We start from the raw sequence: 25715 nt of genomic DNA on the forward strand, positions 1-25715 counted from the left end.
GTTATTCCTCCTTTTCGGTTTGGGTTTGGGCTGCGGCTGCCGGTGTGGCCTGCGCTGCGGCGCCCTGCGTCTTGGCTACGATGGGCGTACCCTCGCGCAGCAGGCCGACGCCCTCGGCTACGATGACGTCTCCCGGGACGAGGCCCGACTTGACGATATATTCCCGTCCGTTGTTGATTTTCTCCACGTCGATCATGGACGAGGTAGCCTTGCCGTCTACCACTTTATATACATATACTTTGTCCTGCAGTTCGAATGTCGCTACCTGGGGAACCACGATGCAATCCGTGTAATTGACGGGCAGGATAATGCTTCCTGCGCCGCCGCTGTGGAGCAGGCCTCCCTTGTTGGGGAATGCCGCGCGCAGCTGCACGCTGCCCGTCGAGGTGTCGATAATACCGCTGATCGACTCGATGCGGCCTGTCTGGTCGTAAATCGAACCGTCGTTGAGCTGCAACTGTATGTCGGGCATATTCTTGAGCGTGTTGGCGATCGAGCCGTATTTGCGGGTCAGGTTGAGCAGCTGGTTTTCGGTCATCGAGAAATAGACGTACATCTCCGAATTGTCCGAGACGGTCGTAAGCGGCTGCGGTATCGACGCGCTCACCAGTGCGCCGACACGGTACGGCAGTGTACCTACCATGCCGTTGGCAGGGGCCTTCACGACCGTGTAGGAGAGGTTATTGGCGGCATTTACGCGCTGCGCCTCGGCCTGTGCGAGCTGCGCCTTTGCCGTCAGCAGCGTGTTTTCGGCTGTCGAGAGGTCGTACTGCGACACGACGCTCTTTGCGAAGAGTTCCTTCTTGCTGTCATATGTCAGCTGGGCCGTTGCCACGCTGGCCTTTGCCGCTGCGACATTGGCTTCTGCTGTCTGGAGCGCTGCCTTGTAAGGTACCTGGTCTATGATGAAAAGGGTCTGTCCTTTCGAAACCGACTGGCCCTCGGTGACACGCAGTTCGGAGATGGTTCCCGAAACCTGCGGATAGATGTCGATGTCCTGGCGTCCGCGGATCGTTGCCGAGTAGTTGCTCTGGATTTCGCGGTCGGTAGTGGCAATGGTCGTCACGCCGTATTGCGCGGGGCCTTGCTCCGTGGGTGCCTGACCGCACGAAACGGCTGCCATGAAGCTTGCCATGATAGCAGCTTTCACAAATGTTTGCTTCATACTTTTCTCCTGTTTTAAACTAAAAAAACTTTTTTCGTTGCAAAAGTACCCTAAAAAGGGCGTGATCGTGCCTTTATATTGCGAACAGTGTTGGTATTTTTCGGAACAAAATTTGGGAAAATATCGGAAAATGCGCTAAATTTGTTCGAAAAACGAATTCATATGTCTGCCATAAATCCTATAATTACTACTGCCGAAGAGCAATTCGTAGTCGGGGAATCCGATTTTTCCTATTTCAACAATTATGCGAACCGCTGTGAGGGAGGGGCCATTCTGTTTTGCCGCAAAGGCAGCGCCCATGTGACTGTAAACCAATACGGAGGTCTTGTGAAACGGAATACCCTGGTGCTCGTACTGCCCGGTTCGATGCTGATGCTCACGGAGCGAACCGATGACTTCCGGATGACGTTCTGCGCCTTTTCGCACGATATTTTTTCCGAGGCGGCGTTTCGGCTCCGGCTCGAGCCCTCCTTTTTCCGCACCCTGCGCGAGAATCCGATCGCCTATCCCCCGGCGCGTATCGTCGAGGGGGCTGCCATCTGGTTTCAGATGGCGGCTTATACCTACCGCGACCGGAATAATATTTTCCGCAACACGATCATCCGCAACCGTTTGCAGAATGTGCTGATGGAGATTTACGACAAGTTGCAGCGTTTTGTGGGCATGCAGCGCCAGGTGCCCGAATCGACCACGCGGCAGACCGAACTGTTCCACAGGTTCGTGGCCTTCGTGCACGAGTTCGGTTCGCAGGAGCGCGAAGTGTCGTTCTACGCCGACAAACTCTGCATTTCCACCCGTTACCTTTCGACCATCGTGCGTACGATCGCGCACAGCACCGCCAAGGAGTTCATCGACCGGTCGGTCTTGCTGGAGATCAAGATGCTCCTGCAATCGACGGACTTGTCGGTGCAGGAGATCGCCTACCGCCTGCATTTCCCCGACCAGTCCTACCTGGGGCGCTATTTCAAGAAGCATACGGGTGAATCTCCCACAGAGTACCGTAACACCAAGAAATAAGCCGCCCCGCCGGGCGGCTTTCGTTTTGTCGCGGGGCGCCGGGCGTGTTTGGAACCCGAATTGCAGTAAATAAACTCGAATCACTTAATATCGTAAAATTATGAAAACCATTGAAATTCTCGGGGAGAAGGCCGAATACTACCTTTCCCATGTGTGCCGGACGATCGACAAGAGCCAGCTTTACCTGCCCGCACCCGATACGGTCGACAAGGTCTGGATGGAGTCCGACCGCAACATCCGGACGCTCGGCAGCCTGCAATGGATCCTCGCCCACGGGCGCCTGGCCGGTACGGGCTATGTCTCGATCCTGCCCGTGGATCAGGGCATCGAACACTCCGCCGGGGCGTCGTTCGCCCCGAACCCGGCCTATTTCGATCCGGAGAATATCGTCAGGCTGGCCATCGAGGGCGGCTGCAATGCCGTGGCTTCGACCTTCGGCGTGCTGGGCGCCGTGGCACGCAGATATGCGCACAAGATACCGTTCATCGTCAAGCTCAACCACAACGAGCTGCTCACCTACCCCAACACCTATGACCAGGTGATGTTCGGCACCGTGCGCGACGCCTGGAACATGGGCGCCGCCGCCGTGGGGGCTACGATCTATTTCGGGTCGGAGGAGAGCCGCCGCCAGCTGGTGGAGATCGCCGGGGCGTTCGACTATGCGCACGAGCTGGGCATGGCGACGATCCTGTGGTGCTACCTGCGCAACGAGGGTTTCAGGAAGGACGGGGTGGATTACCATGCTTCGGCCGACCTGACGGGGCAGGCGAACCACCTGGGTGTGACGATCAAGGCCGATATCGTGAAACAGAAGCTGCCGGTGAACAACGGCGGGTTCCGTGCCATCGGCTTCGGCAAGACACGCGACGAGGTTTACACCAAGCTGACGACGGAGCATCCGATCGACCTTTGCCGCTACCAGGTGGCCAACGGTTACATGGGGCGCGTCGGGCTGATCAATTCCGGCGGCGAGTCGCACGGGGCATCCGATTTGCAGGAGGCCGTGATGACGGCCGTCGTCAACAAGCGGGCCGGCGGCATGGGGCTTATCAGCGGCCGCAAGGCGTTCCAGCGCCCGATGAAGGAGGGCGTGGCGCTGCTCAACGCCATCCAGGACGTATATCTCGACCCCGAGGTCACGATCGCATAATAACCGGCCGTGCAAAACCGTTTTCTGTACGATAAAAGAGGAAAAAAAGTGCATTTATGAAAATAACATTCTTCGGAACCCAACCCTACGACCGCGAGTCGTTCGACCGCGCCAATGCGTCCTGCGGGTTCGAGTTCAATTACCACCGCAGCCACCTGAACGGCAACAACGCCCTGCTGGCGCAGGGGGCCGACGCGGTCTGCATCTTCGTCAACGACACGGCCGACGCCGGCACGATACGCCAGCTGGCCGCGATGGGCGTGAAACTGATCGCACTGCGTTGCGCCGGCTTCAACAACGTAGACCTGAAGGCCGCGGCCGAATACGGCATCCCCGTCGTGCGCGTTCCGGCCTATTCGCCCCACGCCGTCGCGGAACATGCCGTGGCGCTGATGCTGGCGCTCAACCGCAAAGTCCACCGCGCCTACTGGCGCACGCGCGACGGGAATTTCTCGCTGCACGGCCTGATGGGGTTCGACATGTACGGCAAGACGGCGGGCATCATCGGCACCGGCAAGATCGCCCGTGAGCTGATCCGGATACTCAAGGGGTTCGGCATGAAGGTGCTGGCTTACGACATCTTCCCTGATGCGGAATACGCCGCGCAGGCGCAGGTCGAATACGTGACGCTCGACGAGCTTTACCGCCGTGCGGACATCATTTCGCTGCACTGCCCGCTGACCGACCAGACGCGCTATATGATCAACGGCGATGCCATCGGCAAGATGAAGCCCGGCGTGATCCTAATCAATACGGGGCGCGGCCAGCTGATCCATACCGAGGCGCTGATCGAGGGGCTGAAGGAGAAGAAGATCGGGGCAGCCGGGCTGGACGTTTACGAGGAGGAGGCCGCCTATTTCTACGAGGATACCTCCGACCGGATCATGGACGACGACATCCTGGCGCGCCTGCTGTCGTTCAACAACGTCATCATGACCTCGCACCAGGGTTTTTTTACACGTGAAGCGTTGGATAATATAGCGCATACTACATTGCAGAATATTAACGATTTCGACAAGCACCGCAAATTGGTGAACGAGGTGCGTGCCGAACCTGAAAAAGCGATAGGATGAAAAAAGTAGTTTTGCTCCGCCACGGCGAGAGCACATGGAACAGGGAAAACCGTTTTACGGGATGGACGGATGTCGATCTGAGCGAGAAAGGCGTTGCCGAAGCGGCCAGGGCCGGGGAGCTGCTCCGCAAGGAGGGTTTCCTGTTCGGGCATGCCTATACCTCCTACCTGAAACGCGCCGTCAAGACGCTCGACGTGGTGCTCGACAAACTGGATCAGGACTGGATCCCGGTCTCGAAGAGCTGGCGGCTCAATGAAAAGCATTACGGGATGTTGCAGGGGCTCAACAAACGGGAGACCGCCGAAAAGTACGGCGACGAACAGGTACACATCTGGCGCCGCAGTTACGACGTCGCCCCGGCGCCGTTGGGCGAGGAAGACCCGCGCAACCCGCGTTTCGATCCCCGTTACCGCGATGTCCCCGAGGCGGAACTGCCCCGCACCGAATCGCTCAGCGACACCGTCGCGCGTATTATGCCCTACTGGAAATGCGAGATCCTGCCGGCGCTGGCGCATCACGACGCTATCCTGGTCGTCGCCCACGGCAACAGCCTGCGCGGCATCATCAAGCACCTGAAAGGCATTTCGGACGAGGCGATTTCGGAGTTCAACCTCCCGACCGCCGTGCCTTATGTCTTCGAGTTCGACGAGGGCCTCAACTACGCGGGGGATCATTTCCTGGGCGACCCCGACGAGATAGCCCGGCTGATGGCCGCCGTCGCCAACCAGGGGAAAAAGTCCTGAGGCGTAGCGGGCCGGCCGCCTGATGCCGCACGGGTGGTACCGCTGTGGAAATTGCTGCCGGCTGGCTGGCGTCCGGTGTAGTTCGGAACTGGCCGGGGCAGGGAGCCGGTTGGCCGGATATGCCGCGAAGTACCCCGTATTTGAAATCCCCGTACACTTTTCCAGTGTGCGGGTATTTTCGTACGCGATGCGGAAGCCTGCGTTTTGTCCGGGGCAGAAACTGCGTTTTATCCGGGCTGATCGTACCTGGCGAGCTGTTTGTGCCGGCCTGTTTTTACCGTTTAGTCCGCCGTTCTCTCCGGTTCTCTCCGTTTTTCCCGTCCGCCTCCTTTTGCCGGCCGTGCCGCCGGGTCAGTTTTGTGTCCGGTATTCGTTGGGCGACTGCCCCACGCACTTCTTGAACAGGCGCGTGAAGTGTTGCGGATACCTGAACCCGAGCTCGTAGGCGATTTCGCTGATCGACTTGGTCGTGTCGAACATGCGTTCCTTGGCGATGTCGATGACTTTCAGCTGGATGTATTCCTGCGCCGATTTCCCGGTCTCCTTTTTGACCAGGTCGCCGAAATAGTTGGCCGAAAGGTGCAGCTGCTCAGCGCACCAGCGTACCGAAGGCACCCCGTCGCGCTGCGGGGCGTCATCCCGGAAATAGTCGTTGAGCAGCCGTTCGAATCCCGACAGGGCGTCTTTGTTGACGTCGCTGCGCGTGGTGAACTGCCGCTCGTAGAAGCGCACGCTGTAATTGAGCAGCAGTTCGATGTTCGAGACGATCAGCGTCCGGCTGTGCTTGTCGATGGCGTGCTGCAATTCGCCCGCGATGTTCTGCAGGCAGTCGATCACTACGTGCCGCTCCTGCTCCGAGAGGTGCAGCGCTTCGTAGGATTCGTAGGAGAAGAAGGTGTAGCGGCCGATGTTGCGCCCGAGCGACGTGCCGCGGATCAGGTCGGGGTGGAACAGCAACGCCCAGCCTTTGGGCTGGAAAACCTCGCCGTTATCCTCGACGCCGACCACCTGTCCCGGGGCCGTGAAAACGAGCGTCCCTTCCTGGTAGTCGTAGTAGTTGCGCCCGTAGCGCAGGTCGCCGCATTTGACATCTTTCAGGAAGATGCAGTAGAACCCGTACAGGCGGCGCGAGTGACGCATGCGCGGGCATTTCGACATGTCGATGACGCTGACCAGCGGGTGCAGGGTTTCGATTCCCATCAGTTCGTTATACTGGTACACATGATCCAGCCTTGCGATCTCTTCCATAGTTGTTCCGGTTTGTTTGACACAAAGTTAGTGTTTTTTTCTTCGCTTGCCGCACCTGCTGCGGCGGATCGGTAATAATGGTATGACGAACTGTAATCCGGGTAATGACGGACAGTGCGGAATACCCTACTTTTGCAACATGATAATTTGTTAAGGCGTCAAAACTATGGAAACGAGGATTTTAAACAATGGTGTGGAGATGCCGGTGCTGGGGTTCGGCGTCTACCAGGTGGACGGGGCGATTTGCGAACGGTGCGTGTCTGATGCCCTGGCGGCCGGTTACCGGTCGATCGACACGGCAGCCGCCTATATGAACGAACGCGCCGTGGCGCGGGCCGTCCGCCGGAGCGGCATCCCTGCGCGGGGCGCCGGAGGATATGGTACGGATCGCCGCGCTCGACATGAAGCAGAGCTGTTTCCTCTCGCACCGCGATCCGCAGACGGTCGAATGGCTCGGGACTATGAAGTATGACCTCGATAAATAGCGGACGGATGAAAAAAGGAATTCTTGCGGCGTTTGTCGCGGCGCTGGCGCTGACGGCGGAAATTTACGCACAAACCAACGATACGGGTAACATGGAAACGAAGGAGAGAATATACGGATCGGTTTTTCCCCGGGGGGAGAAGCTGCCGGAAATGTTTGCGAAGTATTTTACCGGGCAGGCCTATCTTGCGCGGCTGACGCGTGACGAGGCCCTGAACTGCCCCGTTTCGAACGTCACGTTCGAGCCGGGTTGCCGGAACAACTGGCACAGCCACACGGGCGGGCAGCTGCTCGTCGCCGTGAGCGGCCGGGGGTATTATCAGGCGAAGGGCGAACCTGCGCGGGAATTGCTGCCGGGCGACGTGGTCGAGATCGGCCCCGGCGTGGTGCACTGGCACGGCGCGGCCCCCGACAGCTGGTTTTCGCACCTGGCCGTCGAGACCAACCCGCAGACGAACCGCAATACGTGGCTGGAGCCGGTCGACGACGCGCAGTATGCCGCGGCGACCGCCCCTGCGGCTGCCGTCGTTCCGCAGCTGGGCGCCGAGGCGCTCCGCAACCGTGCGGAACTTTTCTCGGGCGATGCCTCGGGACTGGGGGCGACGGATCCCGAATTAATCGAAATTTTTGATAACTTTGCATTCGGCGAAGTCGCCGGTTACGGCGACCTCGATACCCCTACGCGGATGATGTGCATCCTCGCATCGTGTATCGCCGCGCAGGGGCAGTCCGAGTTCCGGACGATGCTCGCAGGGGCGCTCAACGCCGGCGTGACGCCCGTCGAGGCGAAGGAAGTCCTCTACCAGGCGGTGCCGTACGTGGGGATGGCCAAGGTGCTCGATTTCGTACATATCGCCAACGATGTGCTGGTGACGCGCGGCGTGGCGCTTCCGCTCGAAGGACAGTCGACGACCTCGCCCGGGACGCGGTTCGAAAGGGGACTGGCCGTCCAGAAGGCCATTTTCGGCGCAGGACATATCGACGCCCTGCGCGAAGCGGCCCCCGAGGGCCAGAAACACATACAGGATTACCTGTCGATGAATTGTTTCGGTGATTACGTCACTCGCGGCGGGTTGGATGCCCGGACGCGCGAGCTGCTGACGTTTTCGATGCTGCTTACGCTGGGCGGCTGCGAACCGCAGCTCAAGGGACATATCCGCGGCAACCTGAACCTGCGCAACGACAAACGGACGCTGCTGACCGTCATCACGCAACTGCTGCCCTACGTGGGCTATCCGCGGTCGCTCAACGCGATCGCCTGCCTGAATGAAGTGGCGCCCGGGAGAGAATAAACGAAGATGAAGATTATGGCGAAAAAAGTATTGATACTCTCCTCCAGCCCGCGGCGCGGGGGAAATTCCGACCGGCTCTGCGACCGTTTCATGGCGGGTGCGCAGCAGGCCGGACACGAGGTCGAAAAGATTTTCCTGAAAGACCGCAGGATCGGCTATTGTACGGGTTGCGGTGCCTGCTACGGCGGTGCCGGGCCCTGCCCGCAGAAAGACGATGCGGCCGGGGTGATCGGCAAGATGGTCGAAGCGGACGTGATCGTGATGGCTACGCCGGTCTATTTCTATACGCTCAGCGCACAGATGAAGACCCTGATCGACCGCTGCTGCGCCCGCTACCTGGAGATGAAGGGCAAGGAGTTTTATTTCATCCTGACGGCCGCCGAAGAGAGCGTCCCGATGATGGAACGCACGGTGGAGTGTTTCCGCGGCCTGCTCGACTGCCTCGAAGACCCCCGCGAGAAAGGCGTGGTCTACGGGGTCGGGGCATGGCGTGCCGGCGACATCGAGGGGATGCCCGCGATGGACGAGGCCTATGCCCTGGGGTGCGGCGTGTAAGGTGTGTAAACGGATTGAAAATTACGGATTATGAGATTATCGGTTTTAATAGCGGCCGTCGCGGTATTATTCCCGGCCACGGACATGCAGGCCCAGACGGCCTCCGGCAAAAAGGTGCTCGTCGCCTATTTTTCACATAGCGGCAACACGCGCGAAATGGCGCGGCAGATTGCCGAGGCTACGAACGGGGATCTTTTCGAGATCGTCCCTCAGAGCGCCTACCCTGTGCAATACGATGCCGTTACGGCCCAGGCCAAGCGCGAGATCGGCCGGGGATACCGGCCCGCGCTGAAGGGGCGCCTGCCCGACATCGGCGCATACGACGTGATTTTCGTCGGCTCGCCCTGCTGGTGGGGCACCGTCGCGCCGCCCGTAGCGACGTTCCTTGCCGCGTACGACTGGTCGGGAAAGACCGTTGCACCGTTCATGACGCACGGGGGCAGCCGCATGGGCCGCAGCGAGGAGGACATCGGAGAGCTCTGTCACGGGGCTACCCTGCTGGGCGGGCTGCCGGTGCGCGGCAGTGCCGTGAAAGGCTCGCTGGATGCAGTCGGTAAATGGATCGGGGGAATGAATTTGTCAAAATAAACGAAAACGGATGTTACGCAAAATCAGAATCACGGCTGCGGCCGTTTTCTTCACGGTGATCACGCTGTTGCTGCTCGATTTCACGGGGACGCTCCATGCGTGGTTCGGCTGGATGGCGAAGGTGCAGCTGTTGCCTGCCGTCCTGGCCGTCAATGCGGGCGTGGTCGCGGCACTCGTGCTGTTGACCCTGCTTTTCGGACGGGTCTACTGTTCGGTCATCTGCCCGCTGGGCGTCTTTCAGGATGTCGTGTCGCGGGCGGCCGCCCGGCGGCGTAAGAACCGCTTCCGCTACTCGCGGGCGCTGTCGTGGCTGCGCTACGGCATACTGGTGCTGTTCCTCGTGGCGCTGGCCGCCCATTTCAAGCCCGTGTCGAACCTGTTGGCGCCGTACAGTGCCTACGGGCGTATCGTGTCCAACCTTTTTGCGCCCCTTTACCTGTGGGGCAACAACCTGCTGGCCTATCTGGCCGAACGAGCCGGCAGCTATGCGTTCTACACGGTCGATGTCTGGGTCAAGGGCGCCGCGACGCTGGCCGTGGCGGCCGTGACGTTCATCGTGCTGGCCGTGCTGGCATGGCGCAACGGCCGAACCTATTGCAATACGGTCTGTCCTGTCGGCACGATCCTGGGACTCGTGTCGCGCTTCGCGGTTTTCAAACCGCGTATCGACGCCTCGAAATGTAACGGTTGCGGCCTTTGTGCCCGCAACTGCAAGGCGTCGTGCATCGACGCGAAGGCGCACCGGATCGATTACAGCCGCTGCGTGGCCTGCATGGACTGTCTGGGGAAATGCCGCCAGGGAGCGATCTCCTTTTCGCGCAAACCCGCTGCCGGCCGCAAACCCGCTGCCGTGGAACCTGCGACCGTGAAGGCGGCCGTTGCGGCGGGGGAACCGGCCGATGCTTCGCGCCGCAAGTTCCTTTCGCTGGTCGGGGTCATGGCCTGTGCGACGGTCAGGGCGCAGGAGAAGAAGGTCGACGGCGGCCTGGCCGTGATCGAGCAGAAGAAAATCCCCCGGCGTACGACGCCCATTACCCCGCCCGGATCGCTCGCCGTGCGTAATATGGAGGCGCACTGCACCGGATGCCAACTGTGCGTGGCCGTGTGTCCCAACCAGGTGCTGAGGCCGTCGGGCAAGCTGATGTCGCTGATGGTGCCCGAGATGTCCTACGAACGGGGATACTGCCGCCCCGAATGTACGAAGTGTTCGGAGGTCTGTCCCACGGGGGCCATACGCCCGATCACCAAGGAGGACAAGTCGTCGGTGCAGATCGGCCACGCCGTATGGATCGCCGCCAACTGTGTCGTCAATACCGACGGCGTGGAGTGCGGCAACTGCGCCCGCCACTGCCCCGCCGGGGCTATCCAGATGGTGCATAAGGAGCCCGGGAAGCCCGACTCCCCGCGTATTCCGGTCGTGAACGAGGCCCGCTGCATCGGCTGCGGCGCCTGCGAGAACCTCTGTCCGAGCCGTCCGTTCAGCGCCATTTATGTCGAAGGGCACCAGAATCACCGTACCGTTTAATGCTTCAAACGTATGAAAGAGAAGAAAAAGATAGGCCGCCGGGAGTTCCTGAAAGTCGCAGGTACCGGTGCCGCCGTAACGACGGCGGCGTTGTATGGCTGCAAGCCCCGCTCTGCGGGAAGCGCCTCTGAGGCAGACGGCGCACAGCAGGGGCAGATGACTTACCGTACCAACCCCAAGACGGGAGACCGGGTGTCGCTGCTTGGGTACGGCTGTATGCGCTGGCCGACGGTCAGCAGCGGCAGCGCCCGTGACAGCGGCGACGAGATCGACCAGGAGATGGTCAACGCGCTGGTCGACCATGCCATTGCCCACGGGGTGAACTATTTCGACACTTCGCCCGCCTATTGCCGGGGGCATTCCGAACATGCCACGGGCGTGGCGCTGAGCCGCCATCCCCGCGACAAGTATTTCATAGCCACCAAACTGTCCAATTTCGCGCCCTCGACCTGGAGCCGCGAAGCCTCGATGGCCATGTACCGCAATTCGTTCCGCGAGCTGCAGGTCGATTATATCGACTACCTGCTGCTGCACGGCGTGGGCATGGGCAGCGGCATGGAGGAGTTCGAAGCCCGCTACATCGACAACGGGATGCTGGATTTCCTGCTTGCCGAGCGTGAGGCCGGCCGTATCCGCAACCTCGGGTTCTCCTACCACGGGGACATCGCGGTGTTCGACCACCTGCTTGCGCAGCACGACCGCTACAAGTGGGACTTCGTGCAGATACAGCTCAACTACGTGGACTGGAAACACGCCAAGGAGGTCAACACGCGCAATACCGATGCCGAGTACCTGTACGGCGAACTGGAGAAGCGCGGTATCCCGGCCGTCATCATGGAGCCGCTGCTGGGCGGGCGCCTTTCGAATGTCCACGACCACATCGCCGCCCATCTCAAACAGCGGCGCCCGTCGTCGAGCGTCGCTTCGTGGGCGTTCCGTTTCGCGGGGTCGTTCCCCGGGGTGCTGACCGTGCTGAGCGGCATGACCTACATGGAGCATTTGCAGGACAACCTGCGTACCTACTCGCCGCTCGACGAGCTGACCGATGCCGACAAGGAGTTTCTCGAGGAGACGGCGCAGCTGTTGCTCCGCTACCCCACGATCCCCTGCAACGACTGCAAGTATTGCATGCCGTGTCCCTACGGGCTGGACATCCCGGCCATCCTGCTGCACTACAACAAGTGCGTCAACGAAGGGAACGTCGCCACCTCGTCGCAGGACGAAAATTACCGCCGGGCGCGCCGGGCGTTCCTCGTGGGCTACGACCGCAGCGTCCCCAAACTCCGCCAGGCCAGCCATTGCATCGGCTGTAACCAGTGCGTGCCGCATTGCCCGCAGAATATCCGTATCCCGCAGGAACTGCACCGCATCGACCTGTTCGCCGAACATCTCAAACAGGATAACCTATAGGCCTTCCGGCCCCGCAGCCAGCACGGCCTGCGGGGCTCTTTTTTCGGCTGCCTCCGCCTGCGGGCGCCGTGTATCCGGGATTCCTGCGGAATGCCGCGCACTGTCTTCTGCCGGGGATCCCGCAGCGAAGCCTCCGGCGATGGTGGCTCTGCGCGCCGGCGTATGAGCAGCAGGCATTTTTCCGGAGCCTGTGGCGCAGGTTTGTGCGGGCCGGAGCAAGAAGCGCGATGCCGGGCTTTCCAGTAAAGCCCGGCATCGCCTTGTCTTGGCGGGTGCGCCTACTGCGCGTCCGCCTTCGAATATTCCGAGAATTCGCACCCGAAGCGTTCCACCAGCATGTTGTCCATGGCGTCGGCCCGCAAAGCCAGGTCGACGATGTTCTTCCGGATCTCCTCCTCCGATTCGTCGGTGATGTCGGAGAGGTGTATGCGGTATGCGATGTAGATCTGGCGGCCTTCGATCCCCAGTTTATAGGGGCCGAAATCCTCGCTCAGCATGTAGTCCAGCACCGGTTCCACCTCCTTTTTGGGCAGCAGATTGATCGGCGAGGTGGAGAACAGGTAGTTGTTGTCGTAGACGAAGATGCGAATCTCCGAACTTCCCTTGTGGAATAACCACGAGTCGTAGCCGTCGCGTGCCAGCACAGGGTTGACCCCCATCTGTTCGATGGCCGATTCGACGAACCCGCCCAGAGGCGATTGTTCGCGTTCTTCGAAGACGCCTTCGGGCAGCTTGTCGCCGCACGACGGGCAATACTCCTCTTCCTCGGCGATCAGCTCCTCGCAGCTGCCGCACTGCACTTGGAATACCGTGCGGTCGAGGTCGCCGATCGTATCCAGCAGTGCGTGCAGCGTCTCGACCCGGATGCCGAAGCCCATGTTGTCGGCCTGCGTGAACTTGCTCACCGTCACGCCCACCACCCGGTTGTCTTCGTCGAGGATCGGGCCGCCCGAGTTGCCGGGATTCACCGCGGCGTCGGTTTGGATGTAGTATTTGCCGTCCATCAGCTGCTTGGGCGATGACACCGAACCTTCGGTGATCGTGAAGGGCATGCCGTAGGGATACCCTGCGACGTAGACCTTGCGGCCGATCGTCAGCGTGTCGTCCTCGGCGAGCGAAATGTCCGGCAGCGAGGAGAAATCCCCTTCGGCCGCCAGCAGGGCGATGTCCATCGCAGGGTTTGCCAGCACGACCTTGGCCAGGTACGGGTTGCGCTCGTTGTCGTGGATGGCGACGGTGCGGAAGCCCTCGGTCACGTGGTAGTTCGTCACGAAAAGGTCATAGGCCTTGAGGTAGAAGCAACTGCCCGAGCCGCCCGAATGGGTCACTTTGAATACCGTCTTGTAAATATTGTTCTGTTCCATAGGATATACGGGTTTAGAGCGGTTATTTTTGTTGCCCGAGGGCCTGTTCCATCATTTTTTGCTGGAATTCCTGCGCCAGCCGCATGTATTCGGCCATGTCGCCTTTGGCCAGTGCCTCCTGCATCGCGGCCTGCATCTGCGCGACATGGCCCTGCATGGCGGCGGCCATCTGCTGCACCTGCTCCGCGGCGGCCGCACCGGCGATGCCCAGCTCCCCGGCGTCGAAATCCCCGTCGTCCGCCGAAAGGTCGTCCTCCATGATTTTTTCGAGTGCTTCGTACAGGATCTCCGAAGCTTCCTCCATCGTTTTCCCGGCCGACTTGCCGAGCGCCCCCGCCACGACGGCGTTCAGGTCGTCCTGCACGTCGTTGTAGTAATACATTTCGTAGAACTTGTAGAGGATGCGGACGGTGCTACGCTCGAAATTCTCCGATTCGATGGCTTCGGTAGCCTCCTGGTACACCTCCTTGAAGTTCTCCTGCACGTTGTTGAGCGAGGAGCGGCGCTTGGTCGAAACCAGCGTGTCGACCAGGTAAAGGTCGCGCGCCATCTCCTCGCGCGGCATTGCGAGCAGCCGTTCGAGGAACGCCTTGCCCTTGGCCACCAGTTCGGCCACGGGAAGCTCCTTGTCCATGTCGTCGACCGCCTTGTCGAGGTCGTTGAGCAACTGCCCCTGCGGGTGCGCGAAATAGGCGATCTTGTAGAGCGCGATGTCGATCACGTTCCACGAATAGCCGTACTTGCGTTCCGTCTCGTATTCCTTCACCGCGTCGAGCGTCTCGCGGCATGTCTGCCGGACGGCTTCGTAGATGCGCGTCACCTCCTCTTCCGGGTAGGGCGTCACCTGCGGTTCGTAGCTGCGTTGGGCGCCGAACTTCGTGCAGAACTCGTCGTCGTAGCGGTCGCCGACGTGGCAGATGTTGCGCAGTATGAAATACAGTTTGTGCGGATGGCTTTGTGACAGCGGGCAGGCGTATTCCATCATCAGCCTGTCGTCTTCCTTGCGGAAACGCGGCAGCATCAGCCGGTTGATGTTCAGGTCGGCGACCTGGCGCAGCATGGCCACGCGTCCCTTTTCGGGGAGTATCAGGAAATCGGCGCTGATGTGCAGCCTGTCGTCCGCGATGCGGATGTGCACCAGGATAGATCCGTGCGGGATATGGAACTCCGTGCCGTTGGCATTGCCGTACTTGGTGCGGAATTCCGGGTTCAGGTGGTCGAGCAACTGATAGAACGCCCCGAGGTAATTGCCCTCGTTGTATTGGTCTATGGCCTGCTCGTAGGCCTCCATGTTGACCTTGCTCTGGGTCGAGCCGAGGACAGGGGCGACGAATGGGTGGGTAGTTTTCATGTAGTTTTCATTATGGCAATGCCCGGTTGTCGGGGCATCTGTCCTGTAAATTTAGGAAAAATCGGGAGAAAACCGCGCTCCCGGGCGAAAAACTTAATTTTCTTCGATCGAAAGCGTGCCGTCGGGTTTCACGGTCACCTCGGCCTCGTAGTAGATATACGACGTTTTGCCCGCGCTGCTCTCGGTCTCCTTACCGTCCTCGGTGAAGCGGACGACGAACGACGTATGCTGCTCCCCGAATGTCTTGTTGCGGTTGAATACCGAGTTGCCTGCCGGGACATCCTCTTCGATCTGGTAGCTTCCTACCGACTTGAACGAGTGCCCTTCGGGGAGCATGGTCTTGGCCTGTGCGATCTGTGCGGCGATTTGCGCGGCGTCGAGCTTCGTAAGGTCGATGCCGACGGTGGTTTCGTATTCGGGGGCCTCGAACGTGCGCTGCACGTCGCGCAGGGCGGTCGGTTCGAGCCCGGTCATGTAGTAGGACTGCGAAAATGCCTGGTTGTCCTTGTTGACCAGTTTTACCGAGATGAGGAACAGGTTGTCCGACAGGGTTTCACCCTCCATGAACGAAAGCGAATAGACCTTGAACTTGTCGGTGTCGACGCTCTTTTTTGCGATTTCGATGGCTTTGGCATAACTCGCCTCGGCATCCGTCGGATAGCCTGTGAGCGAGGAACAGGAGCAGATCGTTGCCGCAGCGACGCTCGCGGCGAGCAGTTTGAAAATGTGTCGCATTGTCTTTTCGGTTATAACGTTAATTGATAAAATGTTTTGCTTAGCGGACGTGTCGTGTATCGCAAAACGTTGTTTGTTCGTGGTGTATATTCTGTTATTTGAAGGTGGACTTGAAGGCGTCGAACGCATCGGAGCTTTCGAAGAATGCGCCGCGGATGACATGGTGGGCGGCCGGCAGCGAGATGGTGAATTCGTTTTCCTCCGCATCGAATTTGGTGTACTCGACGTCCGGGAGCCTGAACGACTCGTTGGTTACGGCGCCTTTTTTCACCACGGGGATCGTGACCAGGTCGCCGTCGACGGTGATTTCCCCGCCCTGGGCGATGAGCCTGCGCGCCTGCATGATCTCGCGTGCGGTGAATGCCAGCAGTGTGAGCCCGCCGACAACGAAGATGACCGTCGTGGCGGTGGCGCCCAGGATGGGCATGCGGCCGATGCGGATGCCGAAAGGATATACCAGGGGTACGATGACCATGCCGGCGCCGATGGCCAGCGATGAGAGCGACCCGCTGAAGGGGTTGGTCGGGGTGTAGTTGAATTTCTGCATATTATTGTAAATTTGGATGAATGTTGCCCGTTCGCGTTATCCGGCGGACTAAGCGCAGGACGCTCCTTTACGGCAGTCGCGGCATGACGGTCGTATTCGGTGCAAAGTTAATTGCAGGGCACCTGTTCCGAATGGGTATATAGGGGTATATTGCGGGGGGGGGATTATTTTTCAATCCGCTGGTTCTCTTTTCGTTTCATGTTCGAGAGGCGGGACAAGAGGGGGACATTTTACAATTTGGAGAGGACATCTTCCAGCGTCGCGCCCTTTGCCGAGGCCAGTTTTTCGGTGCGGATGCGCTTCAGTCGTTTTTTTACCGAGTCCTTCTCCAGGCAGACGACGCCGGCGATCTCGGCCTGCGACAGATGCATGCGTACCATGCAGCAATAGCGGATGTCATCCTCGTTCAGGGACGGGAACCGTTGGCGGAGCCGAACCGTGAAATTATCGAACACGGCGTCGGCGTGGGTGTAGATCGTCTTCCAGTCTTCATCCGACATCCGGCATTTCTTCGACTCCCCGGCCTGCTTTACCTGCGCGATGAAGCGGCTGTTGAGCTGGCGGAAGAAAGCCGTGCGCAGCTGTTCTTCCTTGCGGCGCATTTCGTCGAGCTCGTTCGCCTGCTTCATGAGGCGCTTTTGCTGGACGATCTCCCGCAGTTTTGTCCGGTGCCATATGCGCATCCCCAGCCATGCCCCGAGCAGCAGGATCGCGCCGCAGGCCAGTATCGTCCGGTATGCGAGGCGTTCGCGGAGTTGTTTCTGCCCCTCGAGGGCGGTGTTCCGGGCTTTGAGGTGCTCGTACTGCCACAATTCGCGGATGTGGAGCACATCGGCGCTGTGTATGTCGTCTTCGAGCGAATCCCTGAGGCTGCAATAATATTTCAGCGCTTCGAGGCTTTTCTTCGCCTGCCCCAGCCCTTCGTAGGCTTCCGAGGCGTGGAACGCCCACAGCGCCCGTGCGGTGAGGTCGGATGTGTCGGGGCACATCATCCGCGAACTGTCGATTAGACGCAGCGCCACGTCGTAGCGCCCCTGCTTGTTATATATTTCTGCCTTGGTCTTGATCCACGAAAAGCGGGCCCGTTCGGGGGCGAATTCGTATCCCCGTTCCCAGTACTCCTCGGCAGCGGCGTAGTCCCCGCGCCGGAGGGCGTTTTCGATCAGCATGGCCCATTTCTGGGAGGTATTTTCGGTGATTCCCTTCTCTTCGGCCAGGCGGAGCGCCTTCAGCGCATAGTATTCCATGCTGTCGTATTTGCCGAGCCCCATGTACGCATGTGCGATGTCGCCGAGCGAAATGCAACGCCAGCCGTCCCTGTCGAGGCTGTCGGCGTAGGCATAGGCCCGCATGGCGTGGCCGACCTTCTCCTCGTAGAGCCGTTGCTTGCCGCAGAAGACGCCCAGCCACGTTTCCACCACATAGTGCCTTTGCCACTCACCCGCCGCGGGCAGCGCCTGCCGGCTGTTCAGCAGCAGTGACATGGCGATTTCGGGTTGGTGGCGGCGATCGGCGATCTTGGCCGCATAGTAATAAGCCTTGTGCACACGGACAAAATCCTTCGTGTGGGTGCTGTAATAGGCGAGTGCGACGTCGGAAAGCGTGTCGCCGGTCAAGTTTTCGCCCGCGAGCCACCGCGCCTGGGTCGAGATGAGTGCGTAGCGGGCATAGTTGCGGCGAGACAGGTTTTTCGCGGGGGCGGGGATTCCCTGCAGGAGCCGCACGGCGCTGTCGGGATGCTCCATGACGATCGCCTCGGCTTGTGGAATGGCTTCGGGAATGGTTTGGCAGCCGATGGCCGGCAGGCACAGGAGGAATACGACGGTAAAACGGACGCAATACATGGGTAGAAGTTATTTGGGGCGGGTAAACGACTTCGGCACCTTTTGTCCGGTCTGCCTCAGTGCCGCTCCGGGTCGCAAATATAGTGTTTTTTGCGGTGGGGCGTACGCTGTGCCTGTTTTTTTCTTGTCCGGGAGAGCTGCTGAAAAAAGGTTTCGAAGGCGCCCGCACCACGTAGATCGCGGCGGGCCGGGGTGAAATCGAACGTGTGGACGTACGGCACCTCATGCTGGATATCTTTTCGCTCGATATCTTCACGTTCGTCACCTACCCCATTATCCGCCCGCTTATCGGGGAGCTCGCGGCGGACAGGGCCGATTTCATCACCCAGTGCAAACGCGAGAATATCGCGACCCTCATGCGGCGCCTCGGAAAACACCCGGTATCAGGCAGTACGACCGATCCGCCAGACTGCCGAATATACTTGTCGAATGCCTGCCGTACCCTTACCGCCCCGTGACGCGCATGTATTTCGCGAGCGAGGTGTGGTAGGCGGCATAGGCCGAGGTGAGGTTGTTGCGGCTCTGGGTGTAGAGCGTCTCGGCGTCGAGCAGGTCTGTGAGGGTAGCTGTCCCTGCGTCGTAGAAATTGCGGTTCTGCCGCAGGTTTTCGGTGGCCGATGCCACCGAACGCTGCATGAGCAGGATCTGTGCGTGGGCCTCCTGCACCTCGCTCCATGTCCGTTCGATCTCCACGGCGAGCATTTCGCGGGCTTCCAGCCGGTCGTTCTCGGCCTGCATCTCGTCGATGCGGGCCTTTTTCAGGGCATGAGCCCCGCCCCACCAGTCGGAAATGGGGATGGATACCTGTGCGAAGACCATTCCGTCGTCCACGTCCTTGTCGGTCACGTTATAATAGAGGTACCCGGCGCCCACGGCCACGGTCGGCAGCCGTTTGCCGCGTTCCATGCGTTTGCGGTATTTCTGCGCCTCGACGTTCTTTTCCGAGAGCAGGTATTCCGCGCGGCGGTCGAGCGCCTCGTCCACCGGCACGTAATAGGCTGCCGGGGCCTCCGGTTCGCCGAAGGCTGCGGCCGCGATGTCGAACGTATGCCAGTCGGCGCCGATATGCTGTGCGAGCAGCATCTTCGACACCTTCAGCCCGTTTTCGACCTTCAGCCGCTTGGAGGCTACCTCCTGCCTGCGCAGTTCCACGCGCAGCAGGTCGTTCGTGGTCACGAGCCCTGCCTTGACCGAGAGTGCGACCTGGCGGTGTATCTCCGCCAGTTGCCGCTCCACGGCTTCGATGGTCGAAAGGTTGTCCCTGAGCGATACCACCTGCCAGAAATAGGTGTCGGTACGTTCGCGCACCTCGGCTGCGGTCTTTTGCAGTTGCAGCTGCGCGACCTCTTCGCCCAGCCGGGCGAGCTTGTTGCCGCTGACGATCTTCAGCCCTGCGAACAGGGGCTGCACGGCCGTGACGGAACCCAGGATGCCGCGTTTTACCAGCGACAGGGGCAGCGACCCCATCTGCGGGATCGCGAAATCGGCCTGCACCAGCCCGTGCTGGGCCTGGAATACGCCGCCCGAGGCCGAGACCTGCGGGAAATAGTTGGTAAATGCCTCGCGGCGCGTCTGCAAAGCGGCATCGAGGCCGAGGCGGCTGTTTTTGAGCGTGCGGTTATGCTCCTCGGCCGCGGCGCGGCACTCGTCGAGCGTGAGCGTCTGGGACAGGCCCGGGGCGGCGGCCATGCACAGCAGGAGGAATAGGACGGTCTTTTTCATCATTTGTAAATTTTGGAATAGAGTACGGGCAGGATCGTGACTACGAGGATCAGCGAACCGATGCCGCCGGCGAAGATCGTCACGCCGACCGGTGCCCAGAACGTACTGCCGCCGAACATCATCGGCACGACGCCTACGGCCGTGGTCGCGGTCGTGAGGAAGATCGGCACCATGCGCCGCTTGCCGGCGTCGTAGGCCGCCAGGCGTGCCGACCAGTGGCAGACCTTGCGTTTGTCCTCGGCGTGCTGGTACATCAGGATGACGTTGCGCACGATCATGCCCAGCAGCGTGATGAATCCCAGCACCGACGTGAGGCCGATGGTGAAGTCGGCGATCCGCAGCCCGACGACGGCGCCGAACAGGCACAGCGACATCGAGGCCATGACCACCAGCGTGATGCCGAACTTGCGGAAGTTGACGAGGATGAAGAAGAAAATGATCACCAGTGAGATCGACAGCCCCGATGCGATGGGCGGGATGGTCTCCCAGTCGAATTCATGGGCGCCGCCCAGTTCCGTGGTGACGCCTGCCGGGAGCACCAGCTCCCGGTCGATGATGTCGCTGATGCGCGAAGTCATCCGCATGGCGTTGGCGCCGCGTTTGAGGTCGGCCGTGACGGTTATGCAGCGCATGCCGTTGCGGTGTACGATCTTGCTCTGGCTCCAGACGGGCTCCACGTCGGCGATCTGGCGCAGGGGCACGCTGACCGAAGGCACCGGCGACGAGATGTAGGTGTCCCCGATGTCGGAGAGCGAGCGCTGGCCCTGCCGTGTGTCGTTCTTGAGTACGATGGGCAGCCGGTAATCGCCCTCCCAGACCGATCCGACCGGGACGTCGCCCGAAGCCAGCGCCAGGTTGACCGCGGCCAGCGTCCGCGTGACGCCCAGCTGCGATGCCGTGATGGGATCCAGCCGCACGTCGATGACCGAACGGGGGTCTTCGTAGTCGGAGTGTACCCATTGCAGCTCGGGCATCCGGCGCATCCGCGCCATCAGGCCGTCGGCCGCGGCGCGCAGCGAGTCGATGTCGCTGCCGTAGAACCGGAACTCCAGCGAGGGGACGTTCTGGTAGTCGAGCTGCTTGAATTTGACATAGGCCTCGGGGAAACGGTCGGCCCATGCGTCGGCATACTGGTCGAGGATATCTTCGGTGTCGTCGACCGAGGTGGTGTTGACGATGAACTGCGCGTAGTTCTTACCTGCGATCTGCGGGGCGTAACTCATCTGGAAGCGCGGCGAGGAGCATCCGACGAACGAGGTGACCGATTTCACGCGCGCATCGTCATGCAGCACCCGGTAGACCGAGTCGGCTACGGCGGCGGTGCGCTCCAGCGGCACGTCGGGGCGCAGGTAGATCTCCACGGCGAACTGGTCGCGGTCGGCGAAGGGCACCATGCGCAGCTTGAGCTGCGTGGCGATCAGCAGCGATACGATGACCGAGGCGATGCCCATCGAGATCGTCAGCCAGCCGTGGCGGAACGTCCACGCCAGTACACGGCGGTAGAGGTCGTGTACGCGGTCTGTGACCGACTTGCCCGCTTTTTTCGGCTGTACGGCGGGGATGATGAGGATTTCGAGGAACGGGATGACCAGTACGGCCAGCAGCAGCGAGACCATCAGGTTGATCGTGATCGTCCACGGGAAATAGGTCAGGAAGTCGCCCATCATGCCCGTCATGGTGAAGAGGATCGGATAGAAGATCATGCAGATGCAGACCGTGGCCAGCAGCAGCGACGGGAAGAACTCCCGGGCGCTCTCGACCGCCGCGAACCAGCGCGAGTGGCCTCGCCCGAGGTAGTCGAGGTAGCCGTCGATCACCACGATCGAATTGTCGACGATCATACCCAGCACCACGACCAGCGCCGCGAGGGTCACCGTGTTGAGCGGGATGCCGCACAGGTACATGATTCCCACCGAGATGAAGGTTGACAGTGGGATGGTGATGGCCGCCACGATGGCCGACCGCAGCGGGAAGAGGAGCATCATCACCAGGATGATGATGGCCATGGCGACGAACAGGTCGCGCAGGAACGAGTGCACCGAGTCGCCCACGACCTTGGCCTGGTCGGCGATGCGCTGCACCTGGACGTCCGCGGGGAGCTCGGCCGCAATGAATTCGTGCAGCACTTCGTCCACGTCACGGCCGTATTGCACGATGTTGAAGCCCGCCTTCATCTCCATCGACAGCATGACGCAGCGATGGCCGTTGTTGCGGATGTAGCTGTCCGGGTCGTCGTATTCGCGTACGACGCGCGCCACGTCCTTCACGCGCAGCACATTCCCCTGCGGGTCGCTCCAGATGATCTGCTCGGCGACCTCCCGCTCGCCGGCCAGCGCCGGCGCGATGTGGATGGGCGTTTCGGTCTCGGCGTTGCCGACCGACCCGCCCATCGGGGTCAGCCCCTGCGAGGCGAGCGCGGCCGAGAGGACTTTTTCGCCGATGCCGTAGGCCGCCAGCCGTTCATGGTCGGCGTAGATCGAGATTTGCTCCTGCTGCACGCCGTACGGGCGCAGGTTCGAGACCGACTCGATGCGGCGCAGGCGGTCGCTCAGGTCGTCCATGTAGCCTTTCAGTTCGCGGTACGACCGCGTGTCGGATTCAAGCGTGATGAGCAGCGCCGAGGTGTCGCCGAAGTCGTCGTTGGTGACCACGGCCGCAACGCCCGGCGGCAACTGCGACTTGAATGCCGCCAGGCCGTGCTTGATCTTCGACCACACTTCGTCCTTGTCGTTCACGTGGTCTTCGAGTTCGACCATCACGTAGCACATGCCGTTCTGCGACGTGGAGGTGGTCTTCGACCGTTTGACCTCCTTGTAAGTCATCAGGAACTGTTCGAGCGGCTTGGCGAGCTGCTGCTCGACCTCTTCGCTCGTGGCGCCGGGATAGACGCCCATCACCACGCCCTGGCGGATCGTGTATTCCGGGAACTCCTGCTTGGGAATATGCACCAGCCCGTAAATACCGAAGGCGAACAGGCAGCCCACGATGAGGAAGGCGATGCGGAAATTGCGCATCGACCACGATATTATATTGCTTTTCATTCCGCTATGACTTTACTTCCCTGGCCGATTTTCTGCATCCCGTCGGTCACGATGCGGTCGCCCGCTTGTATTCCTGCGGTGATCGTGACGGCGTTGTTCACCAGGCGTCCCGTGGCGACAGCCGTGCGGACGACCGAATCCCCGCTCACTTTCCATACGAAGCGGCTTCCGTCGCCGGCCTGCTGCACGGCGCGTACCGGCAGCGCGATCTCTTCGGCCGCCCCTGCCGGCGATGCCTCCACGCGGCATACCATGCCCGGGAGCAGCTCGCCGTCGGCGTTGGACAGCGTGGCGCGTACGTCATAGGTGTGTGTGGCGGGGTTTGCCACGGCACCCTTTTCGATCTTCCCGGCCGGGAAAGCACGGTCGCCGAGTGCCGCGACGGTTATCCGCAGCCGGCTGTCCGTGCCCAGGCGTGCGATCTCCTGCTCGGGTACCGGGAAGCGGACTTTCACCGTCCCGATCCGCAGCAGGGTCATGGCCGGGACGCCCGGCAGAACCGTCTCCCCCGCTGCGGCCTGCCGTTTGCCGATGACGCCCGTGAACGGTGCGTACAACTTGCAGTCGTCGAGGTTTTTGCGGGCGATGCCGTATGCCGACTCGGCCTGGCGCAGCCGGGTCTGCGCCTCGACCCACTTGATCTCGGGCAGGCTTTCGGCGTTGTAAAGCTGTTTGAGGCGCGCGCAGGCATCTTTCGCCTGGTCGAGTGCCGCCTGCGCGGCATCGAAGGTCTGACGGGCCGACGTCGGATCGAGTTCGGCCAGCAACTGCCCCTGCTGCACGCGCTGCCCTTCGTCCGCGTAGGTGCGCGCGAGGGTACCGGCGACGGGGAAACTCAGGGCGGCCGAGGTCTCCTCCTCGATCGTGCCGACGTAGAGCGCGGCGTCGATGTCCGACGACGGGGTGACGACGATGGTGCCCACACGCAGCGGATCGGCCGTATGGGGCTTTTTCGGTGAAGTGCAACCTGTCGCTAACAGCAGTATTGCGCAAAAAGTCGTTTGTTTCATCAGTTCCGTATTTTTCGATGCAAAGTTGCCGTTTTAGCGGCCGTAAGAAAAGACCATCGTGTCGGATGAATTCGTCGATTGGTTCGATTTTGTACTATTCAGTGAAAAGCTCCCGGGATTTGCGTATATTTGTCCGCATAATTATCGGTAAAATGAACAAAAAGGAGATTCAGAGCTTCTCGCTCGCCACTTTGCTCGACATCTGCGGCCGCAGGCCGGAAGACCTCTATTACGATGGATGCCTGATCGCTTCGCGTGTCAATGTGAAGGATGAATTCAACATCGACCTGTTCCGGTATCCGACACGTCTCAATGCCTTTGCGATCATTTTTTGTTCTAAAGGTTCGATTGTCTCCACGTCGGGCGTGACGCGGCACACGATCGGCGAGAGGACGCTTTTCGTGCACCTGCCCGGCAGCATCCTGCAGGTCGAGTCGGTGGAGGACGCCAGCGTGCATGCCATTCTCTGCGAGGAGGAGTTCATCCAACGGATCAATATCGACCTCAAACTGCTGACACAGCTTTTCCTGCAGGTCGAGAAGCACCCCAGCCTGCCGCTCGACGACGAGGAGTGGGACGGGGTCATGCGTTCGCTGGACGGGATCCGCATCGAGGGGGCACGGCAGCACAACGACCCCTACTCCGCCGAGATCATACGTTCGATGATCCGGACACTGGCCTACAAGGTCTGCCGGATCATCGCCCGGCATGTCGAGACGGGGGCGTCGGACGCCTCTTCGCGCAGCCGCAACGAGGAATATTTCAACCAGTTTATGGGAGTGCTGGCCAGGCATTACATGCAGCAGCGTTCGGTCGGTTTCTATGCCGGCCAGCTGAACCTGACGCCCAAATACCTCACGACGATCATCCGCAAGACCAGCGGGCGCACGGCCGTGCAGTGGATCGGCGACTATGTGGTGCTCGAAGCCAAAAACCTGCTGAAATACTCCACGATGAGCATCCAGGAGATCTCCTACTACCTGAATTTCCCCAACCAGTCGTTTTTCGGGAAATACTTCAAGAACCATACGGGCATGACCCCCACCGCTTACCGGCTGGGGAAATAGCCCGCCCCCGCGATCCGGAATGAAAATTACCCGGGCAAGCGCTCCGGGTAATTTTTGGGTGCATCCACCTGCGGGACGGTATATCTCAGGGCCTGTTCAACAGGTGGTTGGCGGCTATATATATGCAGGCCGGGTTTGCCGCTATGGTCTTTTCCGCGAAGGCCCGGAAGTCTGACTCGGACACATATCCCGGCCGTCCCAGCATCCTGTTGAGCGACTCCCAGTTATATACTCCCGGACGCCTCGAGAATCTGCGGAACCATTTTCCGATGGGAGTGCCCTGCCTGACCCTGCTGCTGGAACTGTTTTCGGAATTGTCGCTTGTCTTTATCTGCAGCAGCGAGCCGTCTGCCTTGCAAAAGTCTACCGCGTCGATCGTACTCCCCCAGCAGCAATACCACCCCAGGGGAGATAATTTTACGGACAGGTACTCTTCGAGCAACTCGCCGATATTGTTTTCGATTGTCATCAGCAGGGAGTGCCCGGCCACTATTTTATCGGCCAGATTATCCTCGAGCCCGGATATCCTGGCTCTGAGGATCGTTTTTGCCATCGGATCCGGATGTGTCCCGGAGCAATTCCCGGTTCTGACCGAGGGCCTGTTGTTATATCCGGCCAAGTATGCTCCCACCCACTTTTTCATGTAGCCGGATAGAAGTATGGTGTCCGAACTCTTCAGGCGGAACGTCGGCAAGTTGCGTTTTTCGCTGAAGGCGACTTTCAGGACGGTCTCCATGGCGGGGGAATAATTTTCCCCGGCGTATATTTTGGCATAGGCGATTGC

General features: G+C 60.5%; 22 protein-coding genes and 1 pseudogene. 12 read left to right on the forward strand and 11 right to left on the reverse strand.

The genetic code is table 11. The features are described from left to right. Position 1: 1 nt before the first annotated feature. The gene (locus DW189_RS02310; protein WP_117506732.1) at positions 2-1165 is read right to left on the reverse strand and encodes an efflux RND transporter periplasmic adaptor subunit; all 1164 of its coding nucleotides are present in this window, start codon (positions 1163-1165) and stop codon (positions 2-4) included. Between the two features lie 162 nt (positions 1166-1327). Here DW189_RS02310 and DW189_RS02315 point away from each other — a divergent pair, with 162 nt between their 5' ends. From DW189_RS02315 to gpmA, 4 genes are all read left to right on the forward strand, one after another. Beyond that, positions 1328-2182: a helix-turn-helix domain-containing protein gene (locus DW189_RS02315; protein ID WP_117506733.1), complete on the forward strand. Its 855-nt coding sequence runs from the start codon at positions 1328-1330 to the stop codon at positions 2180-2182. 100 nt (positions 2183-2282) lie between these two features. Continuing rightward, the gene (locus tag DW189_RS02320) at positions 2283-3332 is read left to right on the forward strand and encodes a class I fructose-bisphosphate aldolase (protein WP_018695874.1); all 1050 of its coding nucleotides are present in this window, start codon (positions 2283-2285) and stop codon (positions 3330-3332) included. A gap of 56 nt (positions 3333-3388) precedes the next feature. After that, entirely contained in the window at positions 3389-4405 is a 1017-nt protein-coding gene (locus DW189_RS02325) for a 2-hydroxyacid dehydrogenase (protein ID WP_018695875.1), read from the forward strand. After that, positions 4402-5148, forward strand: coding sequence for a 2,3-diphosphoglycerate-dependent phosphoglycerate mutase (gene gpmA, locus DW189_RS02330; protein WP_018695876.1), 747 nt, complete (start codon positions 4402-4404; stop codon positions 5146-5148). Before DW189_RS02325 ends, gpmA begins: the two co-directional genes overlap by 4 nt. Positions 5149-5499: 351 nt before the next feature. On the opposite strand, the gene DW189_RS02335 is transcribed toward gpmA, so the two are convergent. Beyond that, positions 5500-6396, reverse strand: coding sequence for a helix-turn-helix domain-containing protein (locus DW189_RS02335; RefSeq protein ID WP_117506734.1), 897 nt, complete (start codon positions 6394-6396; stop codon positions 5500-5502). A 166-nt stretch (positions 6397-6562) separates the two neighbouring features. On the opposite strand from DW189_RS02335, the pseudogene DW189_RS14555 reads away from it, so the two are divergent. The 6 genes and pseudogenes from DW189_RS14555 to DW189_RS02365 all read left to right on the forward strand — a co-directional run. Then, positions 6563-6754: pseudogene (locus tag DW189_RS14555) on the forward strand (aldo/keto reductase); the annotation flags it as partial. A 134-nt stretch (positions 6755-6888) separates the two neighbouring features. After that, positions 6889-8172: a cupin domain-containing carboxymuconolactone decarboxylase family protein gene (locus DW189_RS02345; RefSeq protein ID WP_117506735.1), complete on the forward strand. Its 1284-nt coding sequence runs from the start codon at positions 6889-6891 to the stop codon at positions 8170-8172. Between the two features lie 15 nt (positions 8173-8187). Further along, positions 8188-8727: a flavodoxin family protein gene (locus DW189_RS02350; RefSeq protein WP_055210614.1), complete on the forward strand. Its 540-nt coding sequence runs from the start codon at positions 8188-8190 to the stop codon at positions 8725-8727. A gap of 30 nt (positions 8728-8757) precedes the next feature. Further along, positions 8758-9315: a flavodoxin gene (locus DW189_RS02355; RefSeq protein WP_117506736.1), complete on the forward strand. Its 558-nt coding sequence runs from the start codon at positions 8758-8760 to the stop codon at positions 9313-9315. 10 nt (positions 9316-9325) lie between these two features. Beyond that, positions 9326-10840, forward strand: coding sequence for a 4Fe-4S binding protein (locus tag DW189_RS02360; protein ID WP_018695882.1), 1515 nt, complete (start codon positions 9326-9328; stop codon positions 10838-10840). A gap of 12 nt (positions 10841-10852) precedes the next feature. Beyond that, positions 10853-12250, forward strand: a complete 1398-nt coding sequence (locus DW189_RS02365; RefSeq protein ID WP_087401566.1) for an aldo/keto reductase — start codon at positions 10853-10855, stop codon at positions 12248-12250. Between the two features lie 278 nt (positions 12251-12528). On the opposite strand, the gene DW189_RS02370 is transcribed toward DW189_RS02365, so the two are convergent. From DW189_RS02370 to DW189_RS02390, 5 genes are all read right to left on the reverse strand, one after another. Further along, complete coding sequence (locus tag DW189_RS02370) at positions 12529-13614, reverse strand: serine protease (protein WP_117506737.1); 1086 nt, start codon at positions 13612-13614, stop codon at positions 12529-12531. 22 nt (positions 13615-13636) lie between these two features. Further along, a complete protein-coding gene (locus DW189_RS02375) occupies positions 13637-14965 on the reverse strand; it encodes a T3SS (YopN, CesT) and YbjN peptide-binding chaperone 1 (RefSeq protein WP_117506738.1) in 1329 nt (442 codons plus the stop codon). A gap of 93 nt (positions 14966-15058) precedes the next feature. Beyond that, positions 15059-15700, reverse strand: a complete 642-nt coding sequence (locus DW189_RS02380; RefSeq protein ID WP_117506739.1) for a hypothetical protein — start codon at positions 15698-15700, stop codon at positions 15059-15061. A 94-nt stretch (positions 15701-15794) separates the two neighbouring features. After that, a complete protein-coding gene (locus DW189_RS02385) occupies positions 15795-16247 on the reverse strand; it encodes a hypothetical protein (RefSeq protein ID WP_117506740.1) in 453 nt (150 codons plus the stop codon). Between the two features lie 230 nt (positions 16248-16477). After that, a complete protein-coding gene (locus tag DW189_RS02390; RefSeq protein ID WP_117506741.1) occupies positions 16478-18091 on the reverse strand; it encodes a hypothetical protein in 1614 nt (537 codons plus the stop codon). A 206-nt stretch (positions 18092-18297) separates the two neighbouring features. On the opposite strand from DW189_RS02390, the gene DW189_RS02395 reads away from it, so the two are divergent. Next, positions 18298-18549, forward strand: coding sequence for a hypothetical protein (locus DW189_RS02395; protein ID WP_174760556.1), 252 nt, complete (start codon positions 18298-18300; stop codon positions 18547-18549). Here the strand turns inward: DW189_RS02395 and DW189_RS02400 are convergent. The 3 genes from DW189_RS02400 to DW189_RS02410 are packed head-to-tail and all read right to left on the reverse strand — an operon-like array spanning position 18536 to position 23864. Then, a complete protein-coding gene (locus tag DW189_RS02400; protein ID WP_117506742.1) occupies positions 18536-19813 on the reverse strand; it encodes a TolC family protein in 1278 nt (425 codons plus the stop codon). The two genes, DW189_RS02395 and DW189_RS02400, sit on opposite strands and share 14 nt — an antisense overlap. Beyond that, positions 19813-22854: an efflux RND transporter permease subunit gene (locus DW189_RS02405; protein ID WP_117506743.1), complete on the reverse strand. Its 3042-nt coding sequence runs from the start codon at positions 22852-22854 to the stop codon at positions 19813-19815. The genes DW189_RS02400 and DW189_RS02405 overlap by 1 nt, the downstream gene beginning before the upstream one ends. Further along, positions 22851-23864: an efflux RND transporter periplasmic adaptor subunit gene (locus DW189_RS02410; RefSeq protein ID WP_117506744.1), complete on the reverse strand. Its 1014-nt coding sequence runs from the start codon at positions 23862-23864 to the stop codon at positions 22851-22853. Before DW189_RS02410 ends, DW189_RS02405 begins: the two co-directional genes overlap by 4 nt. A gap of 152 nt (positions 23865-24016) precedes the next feature. On the opposite strand from DW189_RS02410, the gene DW189_RS02415 reads away from it, so the two are divergent. Beyond that, positions 24017-24931: a helix-turn-helix domain-containing protein gene (locus DW189_RS02415; RefSeq protein WP_181969286.1), complete on the forward strand. Its 915-nt coding sequence runs from the start codon at positions 24017-24019 to the stop codon at positions 24929-24931. Positions 24932-25016: 85 nt separating this feature from the next. On the opposite strand, the gene DW189_RS02420 is transcribed toward DW189_RS02415, so the two are convergent. Continuing rightward, positions 25017-25667, reverse strand: a complete 651-nt coding sequence (locus tag DW189_RS02420) for a SinI family restriction endonuclease (protein ID WP_259295421.1) — start codon at positions 25665-25667, stop codon at positions 25017-25019. Positions 25668-25715 lie beyond the last annotated feature (48 nt).

The sequence above is a fragment of the Alistipes sp. AM16-43 genome, assembly GCF_003435745.1.
Taxonomy (GTDB): Bacteria; Bacteroidota; Bacteroidia; order Bacteroidales; family Rikenellaceae; genus Alistipes; species Alistipes onderdonkii.

What these genes read in the sequence shown, in the direction of transcription:
- DW189_RS02345 (WP_117506735.1), top strand. Translation starts at nt 6,889, where the DNA reads ATGAAAAAAGGAATTCTTGCGGCGTTTGTCGCGGCGCTGGCGCTGACG.
- DW189_RS02350 (WP_055210614.1), top strand. Translation starts at nt 8,188, where the DNA reads ATGGCGAAAAAAGTATTGATACTCTCCTCCAGCCCGCGGCGCGGGGGA.
- DW189_RS02355 (WP_117506736.1), top strand. Translation starts at nt 8,758, where the DNA reads ATGAGATTATCGGTTTTAATAGCGGCCGTCGCGGTATTATTCCCGGCC.
- DW189_RS02380 (WP_117506739.1), bottom strand. Translation starts at nt 15,700, where the DNA reads ATGCGACACATTTTCAAACTGCTCGCCGCGAGCGTCGCTGCGGCAACG.
- DW189_RS02310 (WP_117506732.1), bottom strand. Translation starts at nt 1,165, where the DNA reads ATGAAGCAAACATTTGTGAAAGCTGCTATCATGGCAAGCTTCATGGCA.
- DW189_RS02410 (WP_117506744.1), bottom strand. Translation starts at nt 23,864, where the DNA reads ATGAAACAAACGACTTTTTGCGCAATACTGCTGTTAGCGACAGGTTGC.
- DW189_RS02320 (WP_018695874.1), top strand. Translation starts at nt 2,283, where the DNA reads ATGAAAACCATTGAAATTCTCGGGGAGAAGGCCGAATACTACCTTTCC.
- DW189_RS02370 (WP_117506737.1), bottom strand. Translation starts at nt 13,614, where the DNA reads ATGGAACAGAACAATATTTACAAGACGGTATTCAAAGTGACCCATTCG.
- DW189_RS02325 (WP_018695875.1), top strand. Translation starts at nt 3,389, where the DNA reads ATGAAAATAACATTCTTCGGAACCCAACCCTACGACCGCGAGTCGTTC.
- DW189_RS02360 (WP_018695882.1), top strand. Translation starts at nt 9,326, where the DNA reads ATGTTACGCAAAATCAGAATCACGGCTGCGGCCGTTTTCTTCACGGTG.
- DW189_RS02385 (WP_117506740.1), bottom strand. Translation starts at nt 16,247, where the DNA reads ATGCAGAAATTCAACTACACCCCGACCAACCCCTTCAGCGGGTCGCTC.
- DW189_RS02420 (WP_259295421.1), bottom strand. Translation starts at nt 25,667, where the DNA reads ATGGAGACCGTCCTGAAAGTCGCCTTCAGCGAAAAACGCAACTTGCCG.
- DW189_RS02400 (WP_117506742.1), bottom strand. Translation starts at nt 19,813, where the DNA reads ATGAAAAAGACCGTCCTATTCCTCCTGCTGTGCATGGCCGCCGCCCCG.
- DW189_RS02405 (WP_117506743.1), bottom strand. Translation starts at nt 22,854, where the DNA reads ATGAAAAGCAATATAATATCGTGGTCGATGCGCAATTTCCGCATCGCC.
- DW189_RS02375 (WP_117506738.1), bottom strand. Translation starts at nt 14,965, where the DNA reads ATGAAAACTACCCACCCATTCGTCGCCCCTGTCCTCGGCTCGACCCAG.
- DW189_RS02390 (WP_117506741.1), bottom strand. Translation starts at nt 18,091, where the DNA reads ATGTATTGCGTCCGTTTTACCGTCGTATTCCTCCTGTGCCTGCCGGCC.
- DW189_RS02315 (WP_117506733.1), top strand. Translation starts at nt 1,328, where the DNA reads ATGTCTGCCATAAATCCTATAATTACTACTGCCGAAGAGCAATTCGTA.
- DW189_RS02365 (WP_087401566.1), top strand. Translation starts at nt 10,853, where the DNA reads ATGAAAGAGAAGAAAAAGATAGGCCGCCGGGAGTTCCTGAAAGTCGCA.
- DW189_RS02415 (WP_181969286.1), top strand. Translation starts at nt 24,017, where the DNA reads ATGAACAAAAAGGAGATTCAGAGCTTCTCGCTCGCCACTTTGCTCGAC.
- gpmA (WP_018695876.1), top strand. Translation starts at nt 4,402, where the DNA reads ATGAAAAAAGTAGTTTTGCTCCGCCACGGCGAGAGCACATGGAACAGG.
- DW189_RS02335 (WP_117506734.1), bottom strand. Translation starts at nt 6,396, where the DNA reads ATGGAAGAGATCGCAAGGCTGGATCATGTGTACCAGTATAACGAACTG.